The following is a 25616-nucleotide window of genomic DNA, read 5'->3' as shown; positions in this document are numbered from 1 at the left end:
GTTGCTGGTGAAGCAGTATCAGGTTGCCGGCCAGCGGCCGGCACTACCGTTTACTTGGCTTCAGCCTTGGCCAGCATGTCCTGCACCGAGGCGGTGGTGATCGGGTGGTAGCCCGGCTTGGCCTTCTCGAACGCCTGCTTGGCCAGCTCCAGCCCCTTCGGGGTCTTCACCAGTTCAGCGTAGATCGGCAGGATCAGCTTGCGACGGCCGACACGCTCGATGAACGCAGCAGCCGCTTCATTGGCCTGCTCGTAGCCGCTGCGGATGGTCAGCGGGTACCAGCGCATGGCGATCTCGCCATTCGGGGTGCCAGTGAAGTGGAACGCCTTGTCCAGCGTGGCCAGCTTGTCCAGCGGCTGGGTAGCACCCAGGCCGTCGATGAAGCGGACCCACTCCTGGGTGCTCCACTCGGCAATCACCTGGCTGCTCGGCACGGTGCCGGCGCTGGCGAAGGCGATGCGCGCGGTATCGACGCTGCTGAAATTGCGCGACTGGGCCTTGGCTGCGAACGCCGGAATGCCCGGCTCGTCCAGCCACGCCTTCAGTTCGGCCTCGGTCACCGCCGACGGATTCTTCGGCAGCAGGTTCTTCTTCAGGTACTCGACGAACTGGTCGGTGTTGGCGCTCTGGAAGGCGTGGTCATCGAACCAGCCGCGCAGGAACGGGTCGAAGGTTTCGCGGCCGAAGCGCTGTTCCAGGAATTCCAGGAACCACGAACCCTTGACGTAGGCCACCTGGCTCAGGGCTTCGTCCGGGTCACGTTCGTTCAGCGGCGGCAGCGCCAACGCTTGGTCGGCCGGGCTCATGTCCTTCACTTCGGCCAGCAGATCAGTCTGGTCGATCTGCTTTTCCATTTCGGCCATCTCCTTGCCATACAGGGCTTCGGTGATGCGGCCCTGGACGTAGGTGGTGAAGCCTTCGTTGAGCCAGATGTCCTTCCAGCTGGCGTTGGTCACCAGGTTGCCCGACCAGCTGTGCGCCAGTTCATGGGCGACCAAAGAGACCAGCGACTTGTCGCCGACGATCACGGTCGGCGTGGCGAAGGTCAGGCGCGGGTTTTCCATGCCGCCGAACGGGAACGACGGCGGCAGCACCAGCATGTCGTAGCGGCCCCAGCGGTATTCGCCGTACAGCTTCTCGGCGGCACCGATCATCTTCTCGGTGTCTTCGAATTCCTTGGCGGCCTTGTTGACCATGGTCGGCTCGGCCCAGACGCCGGAGCGGCCGGAGATCGGCTCGAACACCAGGTCGCCGGCGGCGATGGCCAGCAGGTAGGACGGAATCGGCTGCGGCATCTTGAAGGTGTAGTCACCGTCACGCGCGGCCTTGGGATCGTTGTCGGCGCTCATCAGCACCATCACGTCCGGGCGCGAGACCACGTGCGCGCTGTAGGTGAAGCGCACGCTCGGGGTGTCCTGCAACGGTACCCAGGAACGGGCGTGGATCGCCTGCGACTGGCTAAACATGAAGGGCAGCTTCTTGCCCTCGGTCATCGACGGCGCCAGCCACTGCAGGCCCGAAGCCGTCGGTGCGGTGTGGTAGGTCACCTCGACCTTGGCCGGCTGTTCCGGGGTTTCGATGGTCAGCTTGCTGCCGAACACCTTGTCGGCCGGGGCCAGCACGAACTGCAGCGGGCTGCGCGCGCCGTCGGCGGCGATCGCTTCGACCTTGGCGATGCTCAGCTCGCGGGTGTCCAGCACCAGCTGCCTGGCGTCCTTCTGCTTCCATTCCAGGGTGTAGGTGGCGGTGCCGCCGATCTGCTTCTGGTCGAAGTCCAGCTTCAGGTCCAGCGCGATGTCCTTGACGACGACCTTGTCCGGCTCGGCGTACGAGCTTTCATCGTGGCTGCGGTTTTCGGCGTTCACGGGGGCGGCGGGAGCCTTCTGGGCAGTCGGGGCGGCGGCGGGTGCGGCCGCCTCCTGGGAGCAGCCGGCGGCCAGGGCCACGGCCAGCGGAAGGAGCATCAGCGGATTGCGCATGAATCGGGACCGTTACGGGGAACAAACCCCAATGGTACCTCTCCCCCGGCCGGGAAGCGTTGCGCGGTGCGGGGTAATGGCCGACCCCGCGATGGCCCGGCAGGTGCCAACCTTGGTTGGCACGGATCCATCATCGCTCGCGCCACGTGCCGACCTTGCTGCTTCTGGCAGGTGCCAACCTTGGTTGGCACGGACCGGTCAGCGCTCGCGGGCGGGCGTGTGCCAACCAAGGTTGGCACCTACCAGGACCGTGCCGGGACGTTGCGTGGTAGCGCCGGGCCATGCCCGGCGACCGTCAAGGCTTACAGCTTGTAGCCGGAGTGGATCGAGACGATGCCGCCGGTCAGGTTCTTGTAGTGGCAGCGCTCGAAGCCGGCCTGCCCCATCATCGCCTTCAGTTCTTCCTGCGGCGGATGCTTGCGGATGCTCTCGGCCAGGTACTGGTAGCTGTCCGAATCGTTGGCGAACAGCTTGCCCAGCTTCGGCAGGATCTTGAACGAGTGGAAGTCGTAGATCGGCTTGAACCAGTCGGCGGTGACTTCGGAGAACTCCAGCACGCGGGCCTGGCCACCCACCTTCAGCACGCGGTACATCTCGCGCAGGCCGGCGTCCTTGTCGGTCACGTTGCGCAGACCAAAGGCGATGGTCACCAGGTCGAAGCTGTTGTCCGGGAACGGCAGGGCCTCGGCGTTGCACTGCACGTAGTCCAGGCCCAGCACCAGGCCGCGGTTGGTCAGGCGGTCACGGCCGACCGACAGCATGCCGGCGTTGATGTCGCCCAGCACCACCGAGCCCTCGGCACCGACGCGCTCCTTCAGCAGCGCGGCGATATCGCCGGTGCCACCGGCCAGATCGAGCACGCGGTCACCCGGCTTCACCTGCGCGGTGGCGACGTAGTAGCGCTTCCATGCCCGGTGCACGCCCATGCTCATCAGGTCGTTCATCAGGTCGTAGTTGCGCGCGACCGACGTGAACACCTGGCCGACCAGCTTCTGCTTGTCCTTGGCGTCAACGTCGCGGAACCCGAAATGGGTGGTACCGGATTTGTAGGGGGATTCGCTCATGCCCCCGATTATCGCACCGCCGGGCCCCTGCGGGGAACGCTGGCCGTATCATGGCGCCCCACGACCTACCGGAGCCCCGCATGATCACCACGCCCGACTACCAGGCCCTGCTGCAGACCGCCATTGCCGAAGCCCGCCAGGGCCTGGCCGAAGGCGGTGTGCCGATCGGCGCGGCGCTGTACCACAACGACGGCCGCCTGCTCGGCTGCGGCCACAACCGCCGCGTGCAGGAAGGCGACCCGTCCGTGCATGGCGAGACCGACGCCTTCCGCAAGGCCGGCCGCCAGCGCCGCTACCAGGACACCATCATGGTCACGACCCTGGCCCCGTGCTGGTACTGCTCGGGCCTGGTGCGGCAGTTCAACATCGGCACGGTGGTGGTCGGCGAATCGCGCACTTTCCAGGGCGGCATCGACTGGCTGCGGGAAAACGGCGTCAACGTGATCGACCTGGACAGCCAGGAATGCGTGGACCTGCTTGGCGGTTTCATTGCGCAACATCCGGAAATCTGGAACGAAGACATCGGCGAATGAGCATCCGCCACGGCTGTTGAGCCCGCCTTGATGAACGCTTCAGTGCCGGCACAGCCTTGTGCCGGCAGCGTCTGCACGCTTCAACGTGAACTGCTGCGCAGTCAGCTGCGTGCGGTCAACACGCGCCACTAACATCCTGCTGCGCAGCGACGTCTAGGGTGGAATGCAACCGGGCCCCCGCCCCGGATTGGAGCCGACCATGCAAGCGCATGCCGTACGTCCTCTCAGTGACCCGGCCCTGGCCGCGATCTGGAGCCGACTGCAGCAGCAATACGCACTGCACCAGCGCAGTGCCCCGTTCTGGAGCGCCTACCAGGACATGCAGCAGGATCTGCTGCACGACCATCCCCGCGACCTGGTGCGCCTGTGCAATGCGATGGCCGCCATGGCCGAACGCCTGGGTGCGGTTGAACACGCACAGCTGCTGCGCCATCGCCACGCTGGCTGCACATCACGCTGACGCGGCATGCACCGCCGCCCGGGCCACACTGTAATGGGCCCCCACTCCCTTCACCTCCAACCGATTGGATCGTCATGCACGCTGAAGTTCCCGCCATTCCCCCTGTCATCAATGTCGATGCGGAGCTGGATTACTGGCGCCGCCAGCACGCCGATGGCGCACTCGCGCACACCTCGTTCGGCACCTATGTCCCGTGGATCAAGTTCGCCTGTGATTCGCTGATCACCCAGCCACGCGCCAGCAACGCCCAGCGCGATGAGCTGTTCCAGACCCAGTACGCCCTGCAGATCATGCCGCGCCTGAGTGAAGCGCAGGCCCGCGAATTCGTCGAACGCTGCTGGCAGCACGTCTACCTGGCCAGCCCGGTACGCAGCCAGGAAGCACCGCGCCTGCGCGCCTGAGTCCACGCCTGCTGCACGGCACCTGCACGGCCATGTGCCGATGATCGTCGCCATTCCCGTGGAACGATGACGATGAGCGCAAGGAACCTGTTCAATACGATCGCCAAGAAGGCCGCGGCCGCCACCGGCTCGCCGTGGACCTTCCTGGCCGCAGTATCGATCGTCGTGCTGTGGGGCATCAGTGGCCCCATATTCAAGTTCAACGACACCTGGCAGCTGGTGATCAACACCGGCACCACCATCATCACCTTCCTGATGGTGTTCCTGATCCAGCACACGCAGAACTCGGACACCGCGGCGATGCAGATCAAGCTGGACGAGCTGATCCGCGCCACCGCCGAGGCCAACAACGAGCTGCTGGACCTGGAAGAGCTGGACGAAGAGCGCCTGGAAGAGATCCGCGCCGAGTACGAAAGGATGGCGCGCGAAGCCGGCGACGCGCTGACGCGGGTACGCGCCTGCCGCACCGAGCGGCGCGACGACGAAGCGGTGTGACGGCAGCAACGCTCGCCGGGCATGACCCGGCGCTACCGGGAATTTCCACCCTCTGGTAGCGCCGGGCCATGCCCGGCGAGTGCGCAGCGCGGAACGCAGCAGACACCGTGAACACCCAACGGGAAAGCCGCCGGGCACGGCCCGGCGCTACCGGGAATTCCCCCTCTGGTAGCGCCGGGCCATGCCCGGCGAGCGCGCAGCGCGGAACGCAGCAGACACCGTGAACACCCAACGGGAAAGCCGCCGGGCATGGCCCGGCGCTACCGCAGTGTGCACATACGGATGGCGCTCAACCAGCGCGCAGACTGGAGGATCCCCACAAGAATCAGTGGCGATTGCCGATGCCAGCAGACACGCTGTTCCAACAGACTGGCTTCATGTCCAGTCGTCATCTTGCTCGTGGCCGCGATTCCCGGGTCGATAGCTGCTATGTGCTCAGCACTGTCGTACGCCAGCGGCGTCGGGTTTTCGAAGACCCCGACCATGCCGCATGCCTGCTGGAAGCGCTGCGGTTCGTGGAACGTGCAGGCATGAGCCACTCGTTTGCCTGGGTCATCATGCCCGATCATCTCCATTGGCTGGTGCAACTGCGCAGTGGAACACTTGCCCGACTGATGGGAACGGTGAAGTCACGCAGCAGCAGACACTTGGGGCAACAGTTCGGAGTGGATACACCGCTTTGGCAGCCCAGCTACTTTGACCATGCGGTGCGTCATGAGGAAGCCTTGAGGCGTCACGCTCTCTACATCCTGGGCAATCCCATTCGGGCGGGACTCACCAGCCAATTGAATGAGTATTCCTTTGCGTGGTGCCGCTGGTCGATGCGGTAGCGCCGGGCCATGCCCGGCGAGCGCGAAGCGCGGAACACAGCAGACACCGTGAACACCGAACGGGAAAGCCGCCGGGCATGGCCCGGCGCTACCGGAATCAGAGCGGCTTAGCCGCAAGCGCGGAACGCATCAGACACTGTGAACACCGAACAGGAAAGCTGCCGGGCATGGCCCGGCGCTACCGGAATCGGAGCGGCTTAGCCGCAAGTGCGGAACGCATCAGACACTGTGAACACCGAACAGGAAAGCCGCCGGGCATGGCCCGGCGCTACCGGAATCAGAGCGGCTTACCCGCGCTCGTGCCAGCCGCCGCCCAGCACCTTGTACAGCGTGATGCGGTTGGCCTGCTGCGCCAGCTGTGTCTGCAGCTGGCTCTGCTGCGCGTTGTAGGCGGTACGACGTGCATCCAGCAGGGTGACGAAGCTGTCCAGGCCCGCGTCATAGCGCGCCTGCGACAGGCGGTTGGCCTGCTCGGCCGCTTCCACCAGGCGCTGCTGCGAGGCCGCCTGTTCATCCAGGCTGACATTCAATGCCAGCGCATCGGCGGTTTCGCGGAAACCACTCTGGATCGACTTTTCGTACTGCGCCAGCGCGATATCGCGGTCGGCGTTGGCCACGGCCAGGTTCGCGCGCAGCTTGCCGCCCTGGAAGATCGGCAAGGTAATCTTCGGCAGGAAGCTCCACACCCGCGTACCGCTGTCGAACAGGCCGGACAATTCACCCGAGCCACTGCCGATGCTGCCGGTCAGCGAGATGCTGGGGAAGAAGGCAGCGCGTGCGGCACCGATGTTGGCATTGGCTGCCAACAGCTGATGCTCCGCCGCCATGATGTCCGGGCGCTGCAGCAGCACGTCGCTGGGCAGGCCAGCCGGCGGTGGTGCCAACGCAAGCACCTGCGGCGCGATGCTGTCCGGCAACAGCGCCGGATCCAGCTGGCCACCGGCCAGCAGCGCCAGCGCGTTGCGGTCCTGGGCCAGCTGTCCACGCAGGCGTGCGGCATCGGTACGCGCGGTTTCCACCAGGGTGCGGGTCTGGGTCAGTTCCAACCCTGAACTGCCACCGCGCTCATGGCGCGCTTCGGCCAGGCGCAGCGAATCCTCATAGGTCTTCACCGTGGCTTCGGCGATTTTCAACTGTTGCGCGTCGGCACCGTAGGTCAACCACGCGGTGGCGGTCTCGGCCACCAGGCTCAGCTGCGCGTTGCGGCGGTTGGCGGCTACAGCGAAGTACTGCTGCAGCGCGGCTTCGCTCAGGTTGCGCACGCGGCCGAACAGGTCCAGTTCGAACTCGGCCACGCCGACGCCCGCGCTGAACTGCTCGGTGACCGGCACGTCGCCACCGCGGCGGTCCATCTGCCCGGTCACGGCCACGGCCGGCACCCGGTCTGCGCGCTGCACGCGATACTGGCCACGCGCCTTTTCGACGTTGAGCACGGCCACGCGCAGGTCGCGGTTGTTGTCCAGCGCCTGGCCGATCACCTGCTGCAGGCGCTCGTCGGTGAAGAAGTCACGCCAGCCGACCGCGGCCGCATCGGCCACTTCGCCTTGCGCGGCTTCAGCCGGCCACTGCGACGGAATGGCCGGGGCCACTGCGGTGTTCTTCGGCGCCAGGGTGCCGCAGCCGGCAAGCGCCAGTGCCGCAGCGATGGAGAGGAACAGAGATGCACTTTTCATTGGAATGACTTCCATCGGTACTGCCGGATGGCAGGAGGTAGTGCCGGCCGCTGGCCGGCAACCTCATTGGATTCACATCAAGCGAGCAGCAGCTGCCGGCCAGCGGCCGGCACTACCGTTTCGAATCAGCTGGTGGCGTTGCGCTTCTTGAACACGCGCTGCACCACGACGAAGAACAGCGGCACGAAGAACACGCCGAGTACGGTGCCGACCACCATGCCACCGAGCACGCCGGTGCCGATCGCCTGCTTGGCGCCGGAGCCGGCACCGCTGGAGATCGCCAGCGGCAGCACGCCCATGCCGAAGGCCAGCGAGGTCATGATGATCGGGCGCAGACGGTCGCGGACCGCGTGCATCGTCGCTTCGATCAGCCCCGCGCCCTTCTCCAGATGCTCCTTGGCGAACTCGACGATCAGGATCGCGTTCTTGCTGGTCAGGCCCACCGTGGTCAGCATCGCCACCTGGAAATAGATGTCGCGCTCCATGCCACGGAAGGTGTTGGCCAGCACCGCACCGAGAATACCCAGCGGCGCCACCAGCAGCACCGAGGTCGGCACGCTCCAGCTTTCATACAACGCGGCAAGGCACAGGAACACGATCATCAGCGACAGGGTGTACAGCAGCGGCGTCTGCGAGCCCGCCTGGCGCTCCTGGTAGGACATCGCCGTCCACTCGACGCCGAAGCCCGCCGGCAACTGCTTGGCCAGCTGTTCGATCTCGGCCATGGCATCACCGGACGCCACGCCCGGGGCCGGCTCGCCCTGGATTTCGGTAGCCGACACGCCGTTGTAGCGTTCCAGGCGCGGCGAGCCGTAGTCCCAATGCTTGCTGGCGAAGGCGCTGAACGGAACCATCTCGCCCTTGTCGTTCTTCACCGACCAGAGATCGAAGTCCTCCGGCACCATGCGGAACGGCTGGTCAGCCTGCACGAACACGCGCTTGACGCGGCCGCGATCGATGAAGTCATCGATGTACGAGCTGCCCCACGCGGTGGCCAGGGTGGTGTTGACCTGGTCGATCGACAGGCCCAGCGAGCTGGCCTTGGCCACATCGATATCGATGCGGAACTGCGGCGTGTCTTCCTGGCCGTTCGGTCGCACGTTGGCCAGCTTCTTGCTGCCGGCCGCCAGGCCCAGCAGCTGGTTGCGGGCCGCCAGCAATGCCTCGTGACCCTGGCCGCTGTTGTCCTTCAGGAAGAAGGTGTAGCCGGAAGCCGTACCCAGTTCCGGAATGGCCGGCGGCGGGAAGGCAAAGATGAAGGCATCCTTGATCTGCCCCAGCGCGGCCATCGCACGTCCGGTGATCGGCATCACACCGTTGTCGGCGTCACGATCCTTCCAGTCCTTCAGCTTGACGAAGGCCATGCCCGCGTTCTGGCCCATGCCGGCGAAGCTGAAGCCCTGCACCGAGAACACCGATTCGACGGCACCCTTCTCGTTTTCCATGAAGTGCTTTTCGAGCGCGGCGATCGATTCCAGCGTGCGCTCCTGGGTTGCGCCCACCGGCGCCTGCACCAGCGCCATCAGCACGCCCTGGTCTTCGTTGGGCAGGAACGAGCTGGGCAGGCGCACGAACAGCACGCCCATCAGCAGGAACAGCGCGGCCACGATGCCCATGAACCGCCACGGACGGTGCAGGATGCCGCGCACGCCGCGCTGGTAGCTCTCGCTGGTGCGGTCGAAGCCACGGTTGAAGCCGTTGAAGAAGCGACCGGCGAACCCGCGGTGGGCGACATGGTGCTCACCCTTCTTCAGCGGCTTGAGCATGGTGGCGCACAGCGCCGGGGTCAGCACGATCGCGACCAGCACCGACAACGCCATCGCCGAGACGATCGTCGCCGAGAACTGCCGGTAGATCACGCCGGTGGAGCCGCTCATGAAGGCCATCGGCACGAACACCGCCGACAGCACCAGGCCGATGCCCACCAGCGCGCCGGTGATCTGGCTCATCGACTTGCGGGTGGCTTCCAGCGGCGACAAGCCCTCTTCGGACATGATGCGCTCGACGTTCTCCACCACCACGATGGCATCGTCCACCAGCAGGCCGATGGCCAGCACCATCGCGAACATGGTCAGCATGTTCACCGAGAAGCCCAGCACCGACAGCACGCCGAAGGTACCCAGCAACACCACCGGCACGGCGATGGTCGGGATCAGGGTGGCGCGGAAGTTCTGCAGGAACAGGTACATCACCACGAACACCAGCACGATCGCTTCGAGCAGGGTCTGCACCACGCCCTTGATCGACACGCGCACGAACGGGGTGGTGTCGTACGGGATCTCGGCCTTCAGGCCGGCCGGGAAGAAGCCTTCCAGTTCCTTCAGCGTTTCATCAACACCGGCAGCGGTATCCAGCGCGTTGGCGCCGGTGGCCAGGGTGACCGCCAGGCCGCTGGCCGGCTGCCCGTTGTAGCGGGTGACGAAGTCGTACGACTCGGCGCCCAGCTCGACGCGGGCTACATCGCCCAGGCGCAGTTCGGCACCGTCCTGCGCACCGCGCACGATGATGTTGCGGAACTGTTCCGGGGTCTGCAGGCGCGACTGCGCGTTGATGGTGGCGTTGAGCTGCTGGCCCTTCACCGACGGCGCACCACCCAGCTGGCCGATGGCCACCTGCGCGTTCTGTGCCTTCACCGCAGCGACCACTTCCGGCACCGACATGCCGTAGGTGTGCAGCTTGTTCGGGTCCAGCCAGATGCGCATGGCGTACTTGCCACCGAACACCTGGATGTTGCCCACGCCCGGAACGCGGCTGAGACGGTCCACGACGTTGGAACCAACGTAGTCGGCGATGTCGTTGGCATCCATGCTGCCGTCTTCGGACACGAACGCGATGACGTTCAGGAAGCCCGAGCTGGACTTGGCCACGTTGATGCCCTGCCGCTGCACTTCCTGCGGCAGCAGCGGCATCGCCAGCTGCAGCTTGTTCTGCACCTGCACCTGGGCGATGTCGGGGTTGGTCCCGCTCTCGAAGGTCAGGGTGATGGTGGCCTGGCCATTGGACGAACTGTTGGAGGAGAAATAGATCAGGCCATCAAGGCCCTTCATGTTCTGCTCGATGATCTGCGTCACCGAGTCTTCGACCACCTTGGCCGAAGCACCCGGGTAGCTGGCGCTGATTTCCACCGCCGGCGGTGCGACGTTGGGGTACATCGAGATCGGCAGCTTGAACAGGGCCAGGCCGCCGGCGAGCATGATGATGATCGCGATGACCCACGCGAAGATGGGTCGATCGATGAAGAAACGTGCCATGGAGTTCTCCGCTTACTTCGCGCCTGCGGCCGCAGCTGCAGGTTGGGCGGCGGCCGGCTTGGCCGGGGCGGCGCCCTGTTCGGTGGCATTCACGGGCATGCCCGGGCCGATCTTCTGCAGGCCTTCGACGATGACCTTGTCGCCGGCCTTCAGGCCGTCCTCGACCAGCCACTTGTCGCCGACGGTGCGGCTGACCTTGACCGGGCGCACTTCGACCTTGTTGTCCTTGCCGACCACCATTGCACTGGTATCACCCTTCGGATCGCGGGCGATGCCCTGCATCGGCACCAGCACCGCATCGCTGCGCACACCGCCGCCGATCACCGCGCGCACGTACATGCCCGGCATCAGCAGGCCATCGGGGTTGTCGACCCTGACCCGCAGCGCGAAGCTGCCGGTGGCCGGATCGACGCTGACTTCGGAGAACTCCAGCGTTCCCTTGTGTTCGAAGGTGCTGCCGTCTTCCATCAGGATGCTGACCGGCGTCTGCTGGTTGTCCTGCAGGCGGCCGGCGGCCAGTTCGCGGCGCAGCTGCAGCAGCTCGGCCGAGGACTGGGTCAGGTCGACGTAGATCGGGTCCAGCTGCTGCACGGTTGCCAGCGCCGTGGCCTGGCCGGCGCTGACCAGCGCGCCCTGGGTGACGCTGGACTTGCCGATACGGCCGCTGATCGGCGCGGTGATGCGCGCATAGCCGAGGGTCACGTTGGCGGCATCCAGTGAGGCCTTGGCGGCGCCGACATCGGCCTCTGCCTGCTTCTGCGCGGCCACGGCGTTTTCCAGATCCTGCTGGCTGACCGCGTCGACCTTGGCCAGTTCGGTGATGCGCTTGGCGCTCAGCCGCGCCGCATTGGCGGTGGCTTCGGCGCGGGCCAGCTGTGCACGCGCACTGTTGGCCTGGGCGCGGTAGCTGGCGTCCTCGATCTGGTACAGCGGCTCGCCGGCCTTGACCATCCCACCCTCGGTGAACAGGCGCTTGGCGACGATGCCGTTGACCTGCGGGCGCACTTCGGCCACCAGGAAGGCGTTGGTGCGGCCCGGCAGCTCACGGGTTAGCCCGACGGTCTCGGACTTCAGCGTGACCACGCTGACCTGGCCCGGTCCCTGTTCGGGTGCCTGGGGTTGGCCGCCGCAGGCAGCGACGGTGGCAGCGATCGCCAGCGACAACGCGAAGGGTCGGATTCGGCTCAGCAACATGATGGGAATGGCTCTTGAAGGGAGGGATCTCAGCAGGTGCTGATACGACGGCCCTCCCCTTGCAGGAGTGAAGACCGCGCGGACAGCGCCCACCCGCGTGAAGTGGGAGCCAGGACAGGCCTGCCACGCACACGACGGGAATGATGGGAGGGAAATATACATACATGCGTGTTTGTTTGTAAAGCGGTACAATTCAGCCACGTTTCACCCGCACTCGTACCCGCTCATGGCCCGCAAAACCAAAGAGGACACCCAGGCAACCCGCGAAGGCATCCTGGATGCCGCCGAAGCCTGTTTCCACGAACACGGCGTGGCCCGGACCACGCTGGAGATGATCGGTGCCCGCGCCGGCTACACCCGCGGCGCCGTGTACTGGCATTTCAAGAACAAGGGCGAGGTGCTGACCGCGATCGTCGAACGGGTGCACCTGCCCTTCATGCAGGAGCTGGAGCGCACCTCCACCGACCAGCGCGACACGCCGGTGCATGACCTGCGCGCGGTGATGATCCACTCGTTCATCGAGCTGTCCGAGGACGAGCGCCTGCGCAAGACCATGGAGATCATGCTGCGCAGCGATGCCTCGGCCGACACCAGGGTGCTGACCGAACTGCAGCAGAGCGGTTTCCGCGATGCCCTGGACCGGATGGAACGCGCCCTGCGCCGTGCCCAGGACCTGGGCCAGCTGCGCGACGGCGCCGACCCGAAGATCGCCGCGCGCATGCTGCACGCCACCGTGCTCGGCGTGCTGCACGGGGCGATGGTCGAACCGGACCTGATGGACCTCAAGCGCGACGGCATGCTGGCGCTGGACATGACCCTGGCCGCCTACGTGAAGGAAGGCGTGTTCGTACCGGGTTCGGTACCCGAGCCGCTGCCGGAGGCGTGACGGCGCCGCCGGGCATGGCCCGGCGCTACCGCAGATTCGGCCACAAAGGCAGCGCCGGGCCATGCCCGGCGAGTACGAAACGGGTCGGAGCCCTCGCCATGGCGAGGGATCCGACCCTGCATAACGAAAAAGGCCGCCTTTCGGCGGCCTTTTCGCATTCCCGGTTACAGGATGTAACGGCTCAGGTCCGGGTCCTGCACCAGTTCACCCAGGTGCGCATCGACATAGGCACTGTCGATGGCCAGGGTTTCACCATCGCGGTCCGGTGCTTCGTAGCTGAGCGAATCCAGCAGGCGCTCCAGCACGGTATGCAGGCGGCGCGCACCGATGTTCTCCTGGCGCTCGTTCACCTGGAAGGCGATCTCGGCCAGGCGGTCGATGGCATCGGTGGTGAAGCTGACCTTGACGCCTTCGGTGGCCAGCAGCGCTTCGTACTGCTTGGTCAGCGCAGCCTTCGGCTCGGTCAGGATGCGCACGAAATCAGCCTTGCTCAGCGCACCCAGCTCCACGCGGATCGGGAAGCGACCCTGCAGTTCCGGGATCAGGTCGCTGGGCTTGGCCAGGTGGAACGCACCCGATGCGATGAACAGGATGTGGTCGGTCTTGATCGTGCCGTACTTGGTGGACACGTTGGAACCTTCCACCAGCGGCAGCAGATCGCGCTGCACGCCTTCGCGCGAGACATCGCCACCGCCCACGTTGTCACCCCGCTTGGCGACCTTGTCGATCTCGTCGATGAACACGATGCCGTGCTGTTCACAGGCTTCGATCGCAGCGGTGCGGATGTCATCCTCGTTGACCAGCTTGCCGGCCTCTTCTTCCTGCAGCAGCGGGCGCGCGGCCTTGATGGTCAGCGTGCGCTTGTGGGCCTTGGCGCCACCACCGAGGTTGGCGAACATCGACTTCAGCTGCTGGCCCATTTCCTCCATGCCCGGCGGGGTCATGATGTCCATGCTGACGTTGGCGGTCAGGTCGAGCTCGATCTCGCGATCGTCCAGCTCGCCGTTGCGCAGCATCTTGCGGAACTTGATGCGGGTCTCGTTGTCCTGCGCCGACGGTTCGTTGCGCGCAGCCTCCGGGTCGAAGCCGATGCCACCGCTGCGGCGCGGCAGCAGCGCATCGAGGATGCGGTCTTCGGCGCGCTCTTCGGCCTGCGTGCGCACGCGCACCTTGGCCTGCTCGCGGTACAGCTTGACCGCGGTATCGGCCAGGTCACGGATGATCTGCTCGACATCCTTGCCGACATAGCCGACTTCGGTGAAGCGGGTCGCTTCGACCTTGACGAACGGCGCGTTGGCCAGCGTGGCCAGGCGGCGCGCGATCTCGGTCTTGCCGACGCCGGTCGGGCCGATCATCAGGATGTTCTTGGGCATGACCTCGTTGCGCAGCTCGGGCTGCAGCTGCATGCGGCGCCAGCGGTTGCGCAGGGCGATGGCGACCGCGCGCTTGGCGTCGTGCTGGCCGACGATGTGCCGGTCCAGTTCCTGCACGATCTCGCGCGGGGTCATGGTGGCGGAGGAAACTTCGATCTTGTGCGGCATGGGTGTGCTCACGAATGCGTTGTCGGTAGCGCCGGGCCATGCCCGGCGGATCAGGAATGCGTGTGACGGTTCCCCGTCACAACTCCTCGACCACCACGTTGCGGTTGGTGTAGATGCAGATGTCACCGGCGATGTTGATCGCTTCGCTGGCGATGGTGCGTGCATCCAGTTCGGTGTGCGCCATCAGCGCGCGTGCAGCGGACAGCGCATACGAACCACCGGAACCGATGGCGATGATGCCGTCCTCCGGCTCGATCACGTCGCCGGTGCCGCTGATGATCAACGAGGTTTCCTTGTCGGCCACCGCCAGCAGGGCTTCGAGCTTGCCGAGGCGGCGCTCGGTGCGCCAATCCTTGGCCAGTTCCACCGCGGCACGCTGCAGCTGGCCATGCTTTTCCAGCTTGGCTTCGAACAGCTCGAACAGGGTGAAGGCATCGGCGGCGGCACCGGCAAAGCCGGCCAGCACCTGGCCATCGCGGCCAAGGCGGCGGACCTTGCGTGCGTTGCCCTTCATCACCGTGTGGCCGAGGGTGACCTGGCCGTCGCCGGCAATGGCCACGTGCTCGCCGCGACGAACGCAGACGATGGTGGTGGCGTGGAAAACGGTGGGATTCTGACTGGGGTCCATGCGGCCTCCGATAGCTGTTCACGGGACATGGGGACAGCCGCCGAAGCGATCAAGCCCGCGCCGATAGCTGCCGTTCAGCGCTTGGCATGCGATGGCCGGTCCGGATTGGGTTCAATGCCCCATGCCACGTACCAGTCCTCACCCTGCGTCTCGATCGGGTGCTGGGTGCGGCCCGAGCCGTTGCCACAGGCCAGTGCGTCGGCAGCGCAGTAACGGTCGCAGCCCCAGCAGATGCGCTCGGGATGATTGGGACGCAGCGGAATGGGCTTTGCCATGGTCGGCATCTCGTCGTGGCCTGCGGCCACGATGCACCGGCGACCACTGCCCCCGCCCTGATCCAGATCAAGCGGCGGCCGTTCCGGTAGCGCCGGGCCATGCCCGGCGAGCGCGCAGCGCGGGCGGCGGCGCATACACGCCACATGGATCGCACAGCCGCCCGGCATGGCCCGGCGCTACCCCCCCGTGTCGGGCGGGTCTTTGCGACGTTTCGCGCGCGGATGCGCGGCATCGTAGACCTTGGCCAGATGCTGGAAATCCAGGTGGGTGTAGATCTGCGTGGTGGCGATGTCGGCATGGCCGAGCAGTTCCTGCACACCGCGCAGGTCACCGGAGGATTCCAGGATGTGGCTGGCGAAACTGTGCCGCAGCATGTGCGGGTGCACGTGCTTGAACAGGCCCTGGCGCTGCGCCAGCTGGCGGATGCGGATCTGCACCGCGCGCTGGCTGATCGGCCCGTTGCGGCCGGGAAAAACCGGTGTGGCGCCACCACCGCCACTTTCGCTGCGCCAGGTCAGCAGCGCTTCGCGTGCCGGCTTTCCGAAGGGGACGCGACGTTGCCGGTTGCCCTTGCCCATCACGTTGACCAGGCCGCTGGCGAAATCCAGATCGCGCCAGGTCAGCGCACAGACTTCGCTCAAGCGCAGGCCGGAGGAATAGAACAGCTCCAGCAGCGCGCGGTCACGACGACCCAGCTCGCCTTCCGGTTCCAGTTCAACCAGCTGCACGGCTTCATCGGCGTCGAGCACCTGCGGCAGCCGTCGCGGCGCACGCGGCGCCTTCAGTGTCGCTGCCGGGCTGGCCTCGATGCGGCCATGCTTGAGCAGCCAGGCATAGAAGCTGCGGCAGGCCGACAGCCGGCGTTGCAGGCTCTTGGCCGACAGGCCGCGGCGGTGTTCGTCGGCAACGAACTGGCGCACCGCATCGGTATCCAGCGCCTCCACGGCCACCCCGCGGGGTTCGGCCCACACCGACAACGCATCCAGGTCGCGGCGGTAGGCGTCGAGCGTATGCGCCGACATCCGCCGCTCCACCTGCAGGTGCTGCAGGAACGCCTGCACCGCGCTCATCGTCGTCGTTTCCCGCTCAATCCGCGAAGCGCTTGAGCCCGGTCACCAGGGCCTCGCCCATCATCCGCAGGAACAGCGTGCCCATGCCGGGATAGAAGCGGTTCGGATCATGGCTGCCCACCGCGATCAGGCCAACACCCGGCAGCGGCAGCAGCGCGGTGGTCTGCACCTCCTCGCTGCGCGCGCCGTACAGCACCGCGTTCTTGTCGCTGTGCAGGCGGCCGCAGATCGGCTCACCATCCTTCAGGCAGTCGCGGAACGGGCCCAGCTGCGCATCATCGGCAGCCAGCACCTGCAGCCACTCGGCCTGCTCCAGCCCGGCCACCGGCGCATGCACGACCAGCCGCACCAGATCGCCGGCGAAGTCTTCCTGCAGTGACGCCGCCATCGCGCGCAGCGTGTCGGCGGCGTTGTCCTGCTTCATCAGGGCCAGGGTGAGCTGATGCGTGCGCACCGCCAACCGCTCGTTGACCTGCGCGGTCGCGCCCAGGTCGGCCAACCGTCGCGCCAGCTCGCGGTTCTTCTCGCGCAGCACTTCCAGCTGGTAGCTGGCCAGCGATGCGGTCGGGCCGTCATCGCGTGGCACCACCAGGGTCAGCGCCAGGTCCGGGAACTGCTTGAGGAAACCCGGATGGCGCCGCAACCAGGCGGCGACTTCATGGGCACCGAGCTTGTCGACGGTCTCAGTCATGCGATCCACTCCCCTTCGAAGACGAATGCGGTCGGGCCCGCCATCACCACCGGCTGGCCATCGCCCGGCCACTGGATGCGCAGGTCGCCACCAGGCAGGCTGATGCGCGCATCGCGCTGCAGGCGGCCGCGATGCATCAGGGTCACTGCCGCCGCGCAGGCGCCACTGCCGCAGGCCAGGGTTTCACCCACGCCGCGCTCGAACACGCGCAGGCGCACATGTTCCGGGCCCATTACCTGGGCGAAGCCAACGTTCACCGACTTCGGGAACGAGGCATGCTGCTGCAGCAGTCCACCCACGCGCTCAACCGGTGCAGCGTCGACCAGGCCGACTTCGATCACCGCGTGCGGATTGCCCATCGACACCGCCGCGAAGCGCACGGTCTCACCCTGCAGTGGCAGCAGGTATTCCTCGCGCGGGTGGGCGAAGCCGATCAGCGGCACCTGCGCCGGATCGAACAGCGGCACGCCCATCGCCACCGCGTACTGGCCATCGCCGAGGACATCCACGGCGTGGCTGGCCAGCGGGCTGTCGATGACGAAGCGATCGCCCTGCGCACTGCCCTCGCGCACCAGCCAGGCAGCGATGCAGCGCGCGCCGTTGCCGCACTGCTCTGAATTGGAACCATCGGCGTTCCAGATGCGGTACGAGGCAACGGAGCCTTCGGCGCGCGGTGGCTCGACGGTCAGGATCTGGTCGCAGCCGACGCCGGTATGGCGATCGGCCAGGCGCGCGGCCAGTTCCGGGGTGGGCGGCGGCGTGCCGTCGCGCAGGTCGATCACTACAAAATCGTTGCCCGCGCCGTGCATCTTGCTGAAGCGCAGGCCGTTGGAAACCGCCTTACTCATTCCCGTCGTCCACCTTCTTGACCGGGTCAGGGGTCACCGACGGACTACCGTCGCGGGGCTCCTGGGTGGCAGCGGGCGTGGTGTCGGTATCGGTGGCCGGTTCGACGGTTTCTTCCACCGGCACCGGCTTCTGCGGCAGCACCAGCGGGCCCTTGTTGCCGCATGCGGCGAGGAACAGCAGCGAGGCCGCTGCCAGCGGAATCAGGATGACATTGCGATGGGGGATGTTCATGCCCCGAGTATAGCCATTGGCGGCTGAGCGGTTGGTGCAGGATGCGGGGCCACGCATCCGCCGGGCATGGCCCGGCGCTGCCGCAACCCGGCACCGTGGCAACGCCGGGCCATGCCCGGCGGGAGAGATCAATCGGCCGGCGGCAGCGGCCGGGTCCACAGCCAGATCGCCACCAAGGTCATGCTGCCGATCGAGAACCACTTCACCCAGGCCACCGGCACGCACCACAGCATGATGCCGGCGCACACCGCCATGGTGATCGTGGCCATCCATTTGCCGTAGCGGCTCACCGCACCATGTGCCTGCCAGTTGGCGATGGCCGGGCCGAAGCGCGGGTGCTGCAGCAGCCAGCCGTGCAGGCGCTCGGAGCCGCGCGAGGCGGCCCAGGCCGAGATCAGGATGAATACGGTGGTAGGCAGCCCCGGCACGAAGATGCCGACGATGCCGGTGCCCAGGCTGGCATAGGCCAGCAGCCACCACGCCCAACGGAACCGCACCGGCCGGGCGGGCGTTGGCAGGTCCTTGGTGGTGGGCGGTTCGGGCGGGCGCATCGCGCAAGGATACCGAGCGCAGGTGGCGGCGGCGATATCACCGCCGCCACGTTGCGTCATTCCGTCGCAGCACCGGCCGCGGGCGTTTCGATGCCCAGCTGCTGCAGCACGAATGCATACGACTCGGACAGTTCGCGGTAACGCTGGAAGCGCCCGGACTTGCCGCCGTGGCCGGCTTCCATGTTGGTGCGGAACAGGATCGGGAAGGTGCTGGTGTTGTCATCACGCAGCTTGGCCACCCACTTGGCCGGTTCCCAGTACTGCACCTGCGAATCCCACAGGCCGGTACCCACGAACAGCGACGGATAGGCCTGCTTTTTCACGTTGTCGTAGGGCGAGTAGGACAGCATGTACTCGTAGTACGGCTTCTGCTCGGGGTTGCCCCACTCGTCGTACTCGTTGGTGGTCAGCGGGATGGTCGGGTCGAGCATGGTGGTGACCACGTCCACGAACGGCACCTGCGCCACCAGCACGCGGTAGTCCTGCGGCGCCTGGTTGGCGATGGCGCCCATCAGCAGGCCACCGGCGCTGCCACCGGACGCGGCGACACGGTCCTTCGCGGCCCAGCCCTGTGCCACCAGGCCACGGGTGACGTCGATGAAGTCGTTGAAGGTGTTCTGCTTGTGCAGCAGCTTGCCGTTCTCGTACCAGTCGCGACCCATTTCCTGGCCACCGCGGATGTGGGCGATGGCGTACACCACGCCACGGTCGAGCAGGCTCACCGCCGTCTGGTTGAAGTAGGGGTCCATCGACATGCCGTAGCTGCCGTAGGCGTACTGGAACAGCGCGCCGGTGCCATCCTTCCTGTAGCCCTTGCGATAGACCAGCGACACCGGCACCTTCACCCCGTCGCGCGCGGTGATCCACACCCGGTCGGTCTCGTACTTCGAGGCGTCATAGCCGATCACCGGCTGCTGCTTCAGCTGGCGACGCTCGCCGGTGGCGGTGTTCAGTTCGTACACCGTGGTCGGCGTGGTCATCGAGGTGTACACGTAGCGCAGCCACGTGGTGTCAGCCTCGGTGTTGTCGCCCAGGCCCATCGAATAGGCCGGTTCGTCGGCCTTTACGTAGTCGTTGCGACCGTCCTTGAACAGCAGGCGGATGCGCTCCAGGCCTTCGGAACGTTCGGCGATGGCGGTGTAGGTATCGAACAGTTCGAAGCCTTCGATGAACACCGCATCGTCATGGGCGATCCAGTCCTTCCACTGCGCACGCGAGGTGGCATCGGTCGGTGCGGTCACCAGCTTGAAGTTCTTCGCGCCATCGTTGGTGCGGATCACCCAGCGGCCATCATAGTGGTCGGCGTCGTACTCCACGTCGCGCTGGCGCGGGGCGAGCACGGTGAACGTGGTCGGGTCGCTGGCCGGCGCGTAGCGCTCTTCGGAGGACACGGTGCTGTGCACGCCGATGGTGATGAAGCGATCGTCGCGGGTGCGGCCGATGCCCATGTAGAAGCTGTCGTCCTTCTCTTCATAGACGACGGTGTCGGCGCTGGCCGGGGTGCCCAGCACGTGCTTCTTCACCCGCACGGTCAGCAGGGTTTCCGGATCGTTCTCGACATACAGCACGGTGCGGTTGTCGTCGGCCCAGACCAGGTCGCCGGAGGTGCCGGTGATCGTATCCGGCAGCACCGCGCCGGTGCGCAGGTCCTTGAAGCGGATGACGTACTGGCGGCGGCCCACGTCATCGTCGGCCCAGGCCAGCAGCTGGTTGTCCTGGCTGACCTCCATCGAGCCGACGCTGAAATAGCCCTTGCCGGCAGCCATCGTGTTGACGTTGAGCAGGACTTCCTCCGGCGCGTCCATGCTGGCCTTGCGGCGCGCATGGATGGGATAGTCCTGGCCGGTTTCGTAGCGGCTGTAGTACCAGTAGCCGCGCTCGCGCGCCGGCACACTGGCATCGTCCTGCTTGATGCGGCCGACGATCTCGCCGTACAGCGCATCCTCCAGCGGCTTCAGCGGTGCCAGCAGCTGGTCGGCGTAGGCGTTCTCGGCCTGCAGGTAGGCCAGCATGGCCTTGTCCTCGCGCTTGTCGTCGCGCAGCCAGTAATAGTCATCGTTGCGGGTCGCGCCGAACGGCGCCTTGACCACGTGCGGACGCTTCTCAACATCCGGCGGAACGGGCGGGGTGGCGGCGGTAGCGGTGCTGGTCATCAGGCTCGCAAGCAACAGGCAGAGAGTGGATTTCATGAAATAAGGCTCCTTGATCGGCAATGCAATGGCGTCCTTGTGCCTGAGTCTGGGTGGCAGGGGGGCTGCGGGCAACCCTGCGGATCGTCATGGACGCGCGGAGGTAGTGCCGGCCGCTGGCCGGCAACGGCAGCAGACTGTTCATCCCGAGGTTGCCGGCCAGCGGCCGGCACTACCGGGACACCCGGCGTACCATGTGGGGCATGAGTACCCTGCCCCACACGCCGGGCTACAGCCGGCGCAGCCACGAAATCGCTCCCTTCCACGTGATGTCCCTGCTGGCCCGCGCACAGGCGCTGGAACAGGCCGGTCACGATGTGATCCATCTGGAGATCGGCGAACCGGACTTCACCACCGCCGAGCCGGTCGTGCGTGCCGGCCAGGCGGCGTTGGCCGCCGGCCACACCCGCTACACCGCCGCACGCGGCCTGCCCGCCCTGCGCCAGGCGATCAGCGGTTTCTATCGCAGTCATTACGGCCTGGATATCGACCCCGAACGCATCCTGGTCACGCCGGGCGGCTCCGGCGCGCTGCTGCTGGCCAGCAGCCTGCTGGTCGACCCCGGCCGCCACTGGCTGCTGGCCGATCCCGGTTATCCGTGCAACCGCCACTTCCTGCGGCTGGTGGAAGGCGGCGCGCAGCTGGTCCCGGTCGGCCCCGAAACGGCCTACCAGTTGACCCCTTCGCTGGTGCAGCAGCACTGGAACGCCGACAGCGTCGGCGCGCTGGTGGCGTCGCCGGCCAATCCCACCGGCACCGTGCTGTCAGCCGATGAACTGGCGGCCCTCTCGGCTTCACTGCATGCGCGCGGCGGCCACCTGGTGGTCGACGAGATCTATCACGGCCTGACCTACGGCCTGGATGCAGCGAGCGTGCTGCAGGTCGATGACAGCGCGTTCGTGCTGAACAGTTTCTCCAAGTACTTCGGCATGACCGGCTGGCGACTGGGCTGGCTGGTGGCGCCACCGGCGGCGGTAACCGACCTGGAGAAGCTGGCGCAGAACCTGTACATCAGCGCTTCGAGCATCGCCCAGCACGCGGCCCTTGCCTGTTTCAGCGACGAGGCGATGGCGATCTTCGAGCAGCGCCGCCAGGCCTTCCAGCAGCGCCGCGACTTCCTGCTGCCGGCGCTGCGCGAGCTTGGCTTCCGCATCGAAGTGGAGCCGCAGGGGGCGTTCTACCTGTACGCCGACGTCAGCGCGTTCACCGATGACGCGCAGGCGTTCTGCGCACACTTCCTGGAAACTGAGCATGTGGCGTTCACCCCGGGCCTGGATTTCGGCTTCCATCGATCGAACCAGCACGTACGCCTGGCCTATACCCAGGAAGTGCCGCGGCTGCAGGAAGCGGTGGAGCGTATCGCGCGCGGGTTGAAACGATTCCGGTAGTGCCGGACCGTGCCCGGCGGATTTTTGCCTCGCGACGCGGCAAAGGAGCCGCCGGGCATGGCCCGGCGCTACCGTTCAACGAATACCCAACGAAAAACGCCGCCCGAGGGCGGCGTTTTTCATTTCATCATTTGCCGCCCAACCGCTCCCACAGGAAGCTGTAGGCCAGTGCGGACATGTGCGCGGCCTGCGCGTTGTTGGCTGCACCGCCATGACCACCTTCGATGTTCTCGTAGTAGGTTACGTCCTTGCCGGCATCGATCATCTTCGCGGCCATCTTGCGGGCGTGGCCCGGATGCACGCGGTCATCGCGGGTGGAGGTGGTGAACAGCACCGGCGGGTAGCTCTTCTTCGCGTCGAACAGGTGGTACGGCGAGAAGGTCTTGATGAACTCCCAGTCGCTGGTGTCCGGGTTGCCGTACTCGGCCATCCACGAGGCGCCGGCCAGCAGGTGGCTGTAACGCTTCATGTCCAGCAGCGGAACCTGCACCACCACCGCACCGAACAGCTCGGGGTACTGGGTCAGCATGTTGCCGGTGAGCAGGCCACCGTTGCTGCCGCCCTGCACGCCCAGGTGCTTGGCAGAAGTGATCTTGCGGGTGACCAGGTCCCGGGCAACCGCGGCCATGTCTTCATAGGCCTTGTGACGGTTCTGCTTCAGCGCCGCCTGGTGCCAGCGCGGGCCGTACTCGCCACCACCACGGATGTTGGCGACCACGTACACGCCGCCCTTCTCCAGCCAGGCGCGGCCCATGCCGCCCGAGTACGACGGGGTCAGCGAAATCTCGAAACCACCGTAGCCGTACAGCAGGGTCGGGTTGGAACCGTCGAGCTTCATCGCCTTGTCGTGCACCACGAAGTACGGCACGCGGGTACCGTCCTTGCTGGTGGCGAAATGCTGCTCGATCACCTTGCCGTCGGCATCGAAGAACGCCGGCATGGTCTTGAGCACTTCCGGTGCCTTGCCGATGTCGGCGATCGCCAGGGTGGTCGGGGTCAGGTAATCGGTGGCGGTCAGCCACACTGCATCGCTGTCATTGCTGTCGACCGCACTGACGCCCAGGGTGCCGAAGGCCGGCGCGCCGACGAAATCGCTCTTCTGCCAGCCCTTGGCGGTCGGAGTCAGCACCGACAGGCGGTTCTTGACGTCGTCCAGCACGTTCAGCACCAGGTGGTTCTTGGTCCACGAGGCACTGGCCAGCGAGGTGGTCGCGGTCGGGGTGAACAGCACCTCGAAGTCACGCTTGCCGGCCAGGAAATCATCCAGTTTGGTCACCAGCAGTGCGCCGGAGGCGTAGGTCTTGCCACCCACGGTCCACGGATCGCGCAGTTCCAGGGTCAGCCACTGCTTGTGCAGGCCCTTCTCGGCCGAGTTCGGCGCATCGATCCTGGTCAGCTTGCCATCATCGCCGCGCAGGTAGATCTCGTTGTTGTAGAAGGCCAGCGTACGGCTGACCAGGTTGCGCTCGAAGCCCGGGGTGTCATCGTGCATCGCCGCGATGTACATGTCTTCCGGCTTGCCTTCGTAGACCAGGCTTGCTGCGGACATCGGCGTGCCGCGCTTCCACAGCTTGGCCACGCGCGGGTAACCGGAGGTGGTCATCGAGCCGCTGCCGAAATCGGTGTAGACGAACACGGTGTCGCGGTCGATCCAGCTCAGGCCGCCCTTCGATTCGGGACGGAAGAAGCCGTCCTTGATCCAGCTCTTGCTGGCCAGGTCGAACTCGCGGGTGACATCGGCGTCGGCACCGCCGCGCGACAGCGCGATCAGGCAGCGGCTGTAATCCGGACGCAGGCAGTCAGCGCCGTGCCAGACCCAGTTCTCGTTTTCGGCCTTGTTCAGCGCATCCAGGTCGAGCACGGTTTCCCAGGTCGGCGAGGCCTTGCGGTACTCGGCCAGGGTGGTGCGACGCCACAGGCCGCGCTCGTGCTGCTTGTCCTTCCAGAAGTTGTAGTAGTAATCGCCGATCTTCTGCACGCCGGGAATCTTGGCGTCCGAGTCGAGCACCTCGCGGATGCTGCTCTCCATCTGCTTGAAGGCCGGGGTCTGCGCCAGGCGCGCCTCGGACTTGGCGTTCTGTTCCTTGACCCAGGACAACGGCTTGTCGCCGGTGACGTCCTCCAGCCAGGCGTAACGGTCGGTGTCTTCAGCGGCCACGGCGGTACCCACCGAGGCAGCGGTCATCATGCCGGCCAGCAGGCAGGCGGAAGCGAATCGTGACATTGCAGCTCCAGGCAGTCATTAGCCGTGGAACGCTAGCATGGATCACCGGGGCCGCCCCCGTGTCGAAGGTCAGGCCGTGGCGGTGTGCGCCTTGCGCGTACGTGTGGGGGAGCGCCGCCGGGCCTGCCCATGGTCGCGTCGCAGCGAGCGGAGCGCGGCCAGCGTCGGCAACGGGCAGCGCAGCAGTGCCCACCAGGCCGCCAACGGCATGCCGACCAGCCACAGCGGCAACCAGCCCAGCCAGGCACTGCTGCCGCGCGCGGCCGGCCACACCAGCACCACGGCCAGGCCAGCGAGGGCGAGCTGCGGCACCACCCGCAACAGGCGCGGATCGGCGCGTTCGCTGACGCGTTCAGTTGGCGGGCGGTGGCGGGGACGTGTGCGCATGCGGATTCTCCGGTGGTCGATGGCGGTCAGCTTGGCTGCGGGGCTTCTCACCGGCTGCGACACCATTGACGGATGGCGTGCACACAGTGACCATGCGCGGGCAAGCCCACTGGAGCCCGCTCCCGCATGACCTCGATCCGCCCGCTCTGCGCTGTGTTGCTGGCCCTGTCCCTGGGCGGTCCGGCAGTGGCTGCCAATTCTCCACCGTCGTCCCGCAACAGCGCCGCGGAAGCCTCTGCAGATGGGGCGATCGACCTGCAGCGCTTCATGGGGACCTGGTACGTGATCGGCCGCGTGCCGAACTTCATCGAGCGCGGCCACGTCGCCAGCGTCAACCAGTACGAGCTGCGCGAGGACCACAAGGTCGCCATCACCTATCGCTACCGCGATGGTTTCGGTGAACCGCTGCAGGAAATCCGTGCGCGCGCCAGCGTCGATCCCGACAGTGGCAACCACGGCTGGCGCACCTGGTTCTACCGGGTCGTGCCGACCCATTCGCGGGTACTGGAAGTAGCGCCGGACTATTCCTGGGCGCTGATCGGCTACCCGGGCCGCGAGATGGCCTGGATCTTCGCCCGCACGCCTGACATGGACAAGGCCCTGTACAAGGACCTGGCCGAACGCCTGCGCGACGAGTACGGGGTCAACACCGACAAGCTCAAGCGCGTGCCGCAGCACGCCGAGCAGGTCGGCAAGCTGGGCTACGAAGTGCCGAACGTGCGTTGACTGCACACGGTGGTAGTGCCGGGCGCGGGGCGGCCCCCCCCCGGGGGGGGGCCCCGGGGGGTGGGTGGCGGGCCCCCGCCGGGCCCCCCCGGGCTGTAG

At 66.4% G+C, this 25616-nt stretch carries 24 protein-coding genes; 8 read left to right on the top strand and 16 right to left on the bottom strand.

Features of this window, described 5'->3' with window-relative positions; translation table 11 throughout:
• Nucleotides 1-50: 50 nt before the first annotated feature.
• Together M2299_RS19605 and ubiE are read right to left on the bottom strand one after the other, a co-directional pair.
• Entirely contained in the window at nt 51-1979 is a 1929-nt protein-coding gene (locus M2299_RS19605) for a M1 family metallopeptidase (RefSeq protein WP_099785440.1), read from the bottom strand.
• Between the two features lie 302 nt (nt 1980-2281).
• On the bottom strand, nt 2282-3043 hold the full coding sequence (gene ubiE, locus M2299_RS19600) for a bifunctional demethylmenaquinone methyltransferase/2-methoxy-6-polyprenyl-1,4-benzoquinol methylase UbiE (protein WP_032976541.1): 762 nt from the start codon (nt 3041-3043) through the stop codon (nt 2282-2284).
• A gap of 80 nt (nt 3044-3123) precedes the next feature.
• On the opposite strand from ubiE, the gene M2299_RS19595 reads away from it, so the two are divergent.
• The 5 genes from M2299_RS19595 to M2299_RS19575 all read left to right on the top strand — a co-directional run bounded on the left by M2299_RS19595 (nt 3124) and on the right by M2299_RS19575 (nt 5762).
• Entirely contained in the window at nt 3124-3576 is a 453-nt protein-coding gene (locus M2299_RS19595; protein WP_005411083.1) for a nucleoside deaminase, read from the top strand.
• A gap of 199 nt (nt 3577-3775) precedes the next feature.
• The gene (locus M2299_RS19590; RefSeq protein WP_099843707.1) at nt 3776-4036 is read left to right on the top strand and encodes a hypothetical protein; all 261 of its coding nucleotides are present in this window, start codon (nt 3776-3778) and stop codon (nt 4034-4036) included.
• A gap of 74 nt (nt 4037-4110) precedes the next feature.
• Nucleotides 4111-4437 carry a hypothetical protein gene (locus tag M2299_RS19585; protein ID WP_025877273.1) on the top strand — a complete coding sequence of 109 codons (327 nt, stop codon included), beginning with the start codon at nt 4111-4113 and terminating at the stop codon, nt 4435-4437.
• 72 nt (nt 4438-4509) lie between these two features.
• A complete protein-coding gene (locus tag M2299_RS19580) occupies nt 4510-4932 on the top strand; it encodes a low affinity iron permease family protein (RefSeq protein ID WP_025877275.1) in 423 nt (140 codons plus the stop codon).
• A gap of 377 nt (nt 4933-5309) precedes the next feature.
• Entirely contained in the window at nt 5310-5762 is a 453-nt protein-coding gene (locus M2299_RS19575) for a transposase (protein WP_280884861.1), read from the top strand.
• Nucleotides 5763-6049: 287 nt separating this feature from the next.
• Here the strand turns inward: M2299_RS19575 and smeF are convergent, their stop codons facing one another.
• The 3 genes from smeF to smeD form a co-directional block, all read right to left on the bottom strand.
• Nucleotides 6050-7450 (bottom strand): multidrug efflux RND transporter outer membrane subunit SmeF, encoded by a 1401-nt coding sequence (gene smeF / locus M2299_RS19570; protein ID WP_144435806.1) that lies wholly within the window; start codon nt 7448-7450, stop codon nt 6050-6052.
• 110 nt (nt 7451-7560) lie between these two features.
• Nucleotides 7561-10686, bottom strand: coding sequence for a multidrug efflux RND transporter permease subunit SmeE (smeE, locus tag M2299_RS19565; protein WP_080149814.1), 3126 nt, complete (start codon nt 10684-10686; stop codon nt 7561-7563).
• A 12-nt stretch (nt 10687-10698) separates the two neighbouring features.
• Nucleotides 10699-11880 (bottom strand): multidrug efflux RND transporter periplasmic adaptor subunit SmeD, encoded by a 1182-nt coding sequence (gene smeD, locus M2299_RS19560; RefSeq protein ID WP_032976547.1) that lies wholly within the window; start codon nt 11878-11880, stop codon nt 10699-10701.
• Between the two features lie 226 nt (nt 11881-12106).
• Here smeD and smeT point away from each other — a divergent pair, with 226 nt between their 5' ends.
• Complete coding sequence (gene smeT / locus M2299_RS19555) at nt 12107-12766, top strand: efflux transporter SmeDEF transcriptional repressor SmeT (protein ID WP_025877280.1); 660 nt, start codon at nt 12107-12109, stop codon at nt 12764-12766.
• Nucleotides 12767-12930: 164 nt separating this feature from the next.
• Here the strand turns inward: smeT and hslU are convergent, their stop codons facing one another.
• The 9 genes from hslU to M2299_RS19510 form a co-directional block, all read right to left on the bottom strand.
• Entirely contained in the window at nt 12931-14307 is a 1377-nt protein-coding gene (gene hslU / locus M2299_RS19550; protein WP_025877282.1) for an ATP-dependent protease ATPase subunit HslU, read from the bottom strand.
• Between the two features lie 76 nt (nt 14308-14383).
• Nucleotides 14384-14935: an ATP-dependent protease subunit HslV gene (gene hslV, locus M2299_RS19545; protein ID WP_025877284.1), complete on the bottom strand. Its 552-nt coding sequence runs from the start codon at nt 14933-14935 to the stop codon at nt 14384-14386.
• Nucleotides 14936-15009: 74 nt separating this feature from the next.
• Entirely contained in the window at nt 15010-15210 is a 201-nt protein-coding gene (locus tag M2299_RS19540; RefSeq protein WP_099786143.1) for a DUF3079 domain-containing protein, read from the bottom strand.
• 177 nt (nt 15211-15387) lie between these two features.
• The gene (xerC, locus tag M2299_RS19535; protein WP_080149813.1) at nt 15388-16281 is read right to left on the bottom strand and encodes a tyrosine recombinase XerC; all 894 of its coding nucleotides are present in this window, start codon (nt 16279-16281) and stop codon (nt 15388-15390) included.
• 16 nt (nt 16282-16297) lie between these two features.
• Complete coding sequence (locus tag M2299_RS19530; protein ID WP_025877290.1) at nt 16298-16972, bottom strand: DUF484 family protein; 675 nt, start codon at nt 16970-16972, stop codon at nt 16298-16300.
• Nucleotides 16969-17820 (bottom strand): diaminopimelate epimerase, encoded by an 852-nt coding sequence (gene dapF / locus M2299_RS19525; RefSeq protein WP_280884860.1) that lies wholly within the window; start codon nt 17818-17820, stop codon nt 16969-16971. Before dapF ends, M2299_RS19530 begins: the two co-directional genes overlap by 4 nt.
• Nucleotides 17813-18052, bottom strand: a complete 240-nt coding sequence (locus M2299_RS19520) for a lipoprotein (protein ID WP_140225469.1) — start codon at nt 18050-18052, stop codon at nt 17813-17815. Before M2299_RS19520 ends, dapF begins: the two co-directional genes overlap by 8 nt.
• Nucleotides 18053-18180: 128 nt before the next feature.
• Nucleotides 18181-18603, bottom strand: coding sequence for a YbaN family protein (locus tag M2299_RS19515; RefSeq protein WP_099785452.1), 423 nt, complete (start codon nt 18601-18603; stop codon nt 18181-18183).
• Nucleotides 18604-18659: 56 nt separating this feature from the next.
• Complete coding sequence (locus M2299_RS19510) at nt 18660-20792, bottom strand: S9 family peptidase (protein ID WP_099843713.1); 2133 nt, start codon at nt 20790-20792, stop codon at nt 18660-18662.
• Nucleotides 20793-20995: 203 nt separating this feature from the next.
• Here M2299_RS19510 and M2299_RS19505 point away from each other — a divergent pair, with 203 nt between their 5' ends.
• Entirely contained in the window at nt 20996-22180 is a 1185-nt protein-coding gene (locus M2299_RS19505) for a pyridoxal phosphate-dependent aminotransferase (RefSeq protein WP_202908376.1), read from the top strand.
• A 127-nt stretch (nt 22181-22307) separates the two neighbouring features.
• Here the strand turns inward: M2299_RS19505 and M2299_RS19500 are convergent, their stop codons facing one another.
• Together M2299_RS19500 and M2299_RS19495 are read right to left on the bottom strand one after the other, a co-directional pair.
• Nucleotides 22308-24404, bottom strand: a complete 2097-nt coding sequence (locus tag M2299_RS19500; RefSeq protein ID WP_099843717.1) for a prolyl oligopeptidase family serine peptidase — start codon at nt 24402-24404, stop codon at nt 22308-22310.
• A 69-nt stretch (nt 24405-24473) separates the two neighbouring features.
• The gene (locus M2299_RS19495; RefSeq protein WP_032976554.1) at nt 24474-24791 is read right to left on the bottom strand and encodes a hypothetical protein; all 318 of its coding nucleotides are present in this window, start codon (nt 24789-24791) and stop codon (nt 24474-24476) included.
• Nucleotides 24792-24917: 126 nt separating this feature from the next.
• On the opposite strand from M2299_RS19495, the gene M2299_RS19490 reads away from it, so the two are divergent.
• On the top strand, nt 24918-25517 hold the full coding sequence (locus M2299_RS19490; RefSeq protein WP_033832259.1) for a lipocalin family protein: 600 nt from the start codon (nt 24918-24920) through the stop codon (nt 25515-25517).
• Nucleotides 25518-25616: the final 99 nt, after the last annotated feature.

Source organism: Stenotrophomonas sp. 1278, assembly GCF_029892765.1.
GTDB lineage: Bacteria > Pseudomonadota > Gammaproteobacteria > Xanthomonadales > Xanthomonadaceae > Stenotrophomonas > Stenotrophomonas indicatrix.
This window is presented reverse-complemented; position numbering and strand designations above follow the sequence as displayed.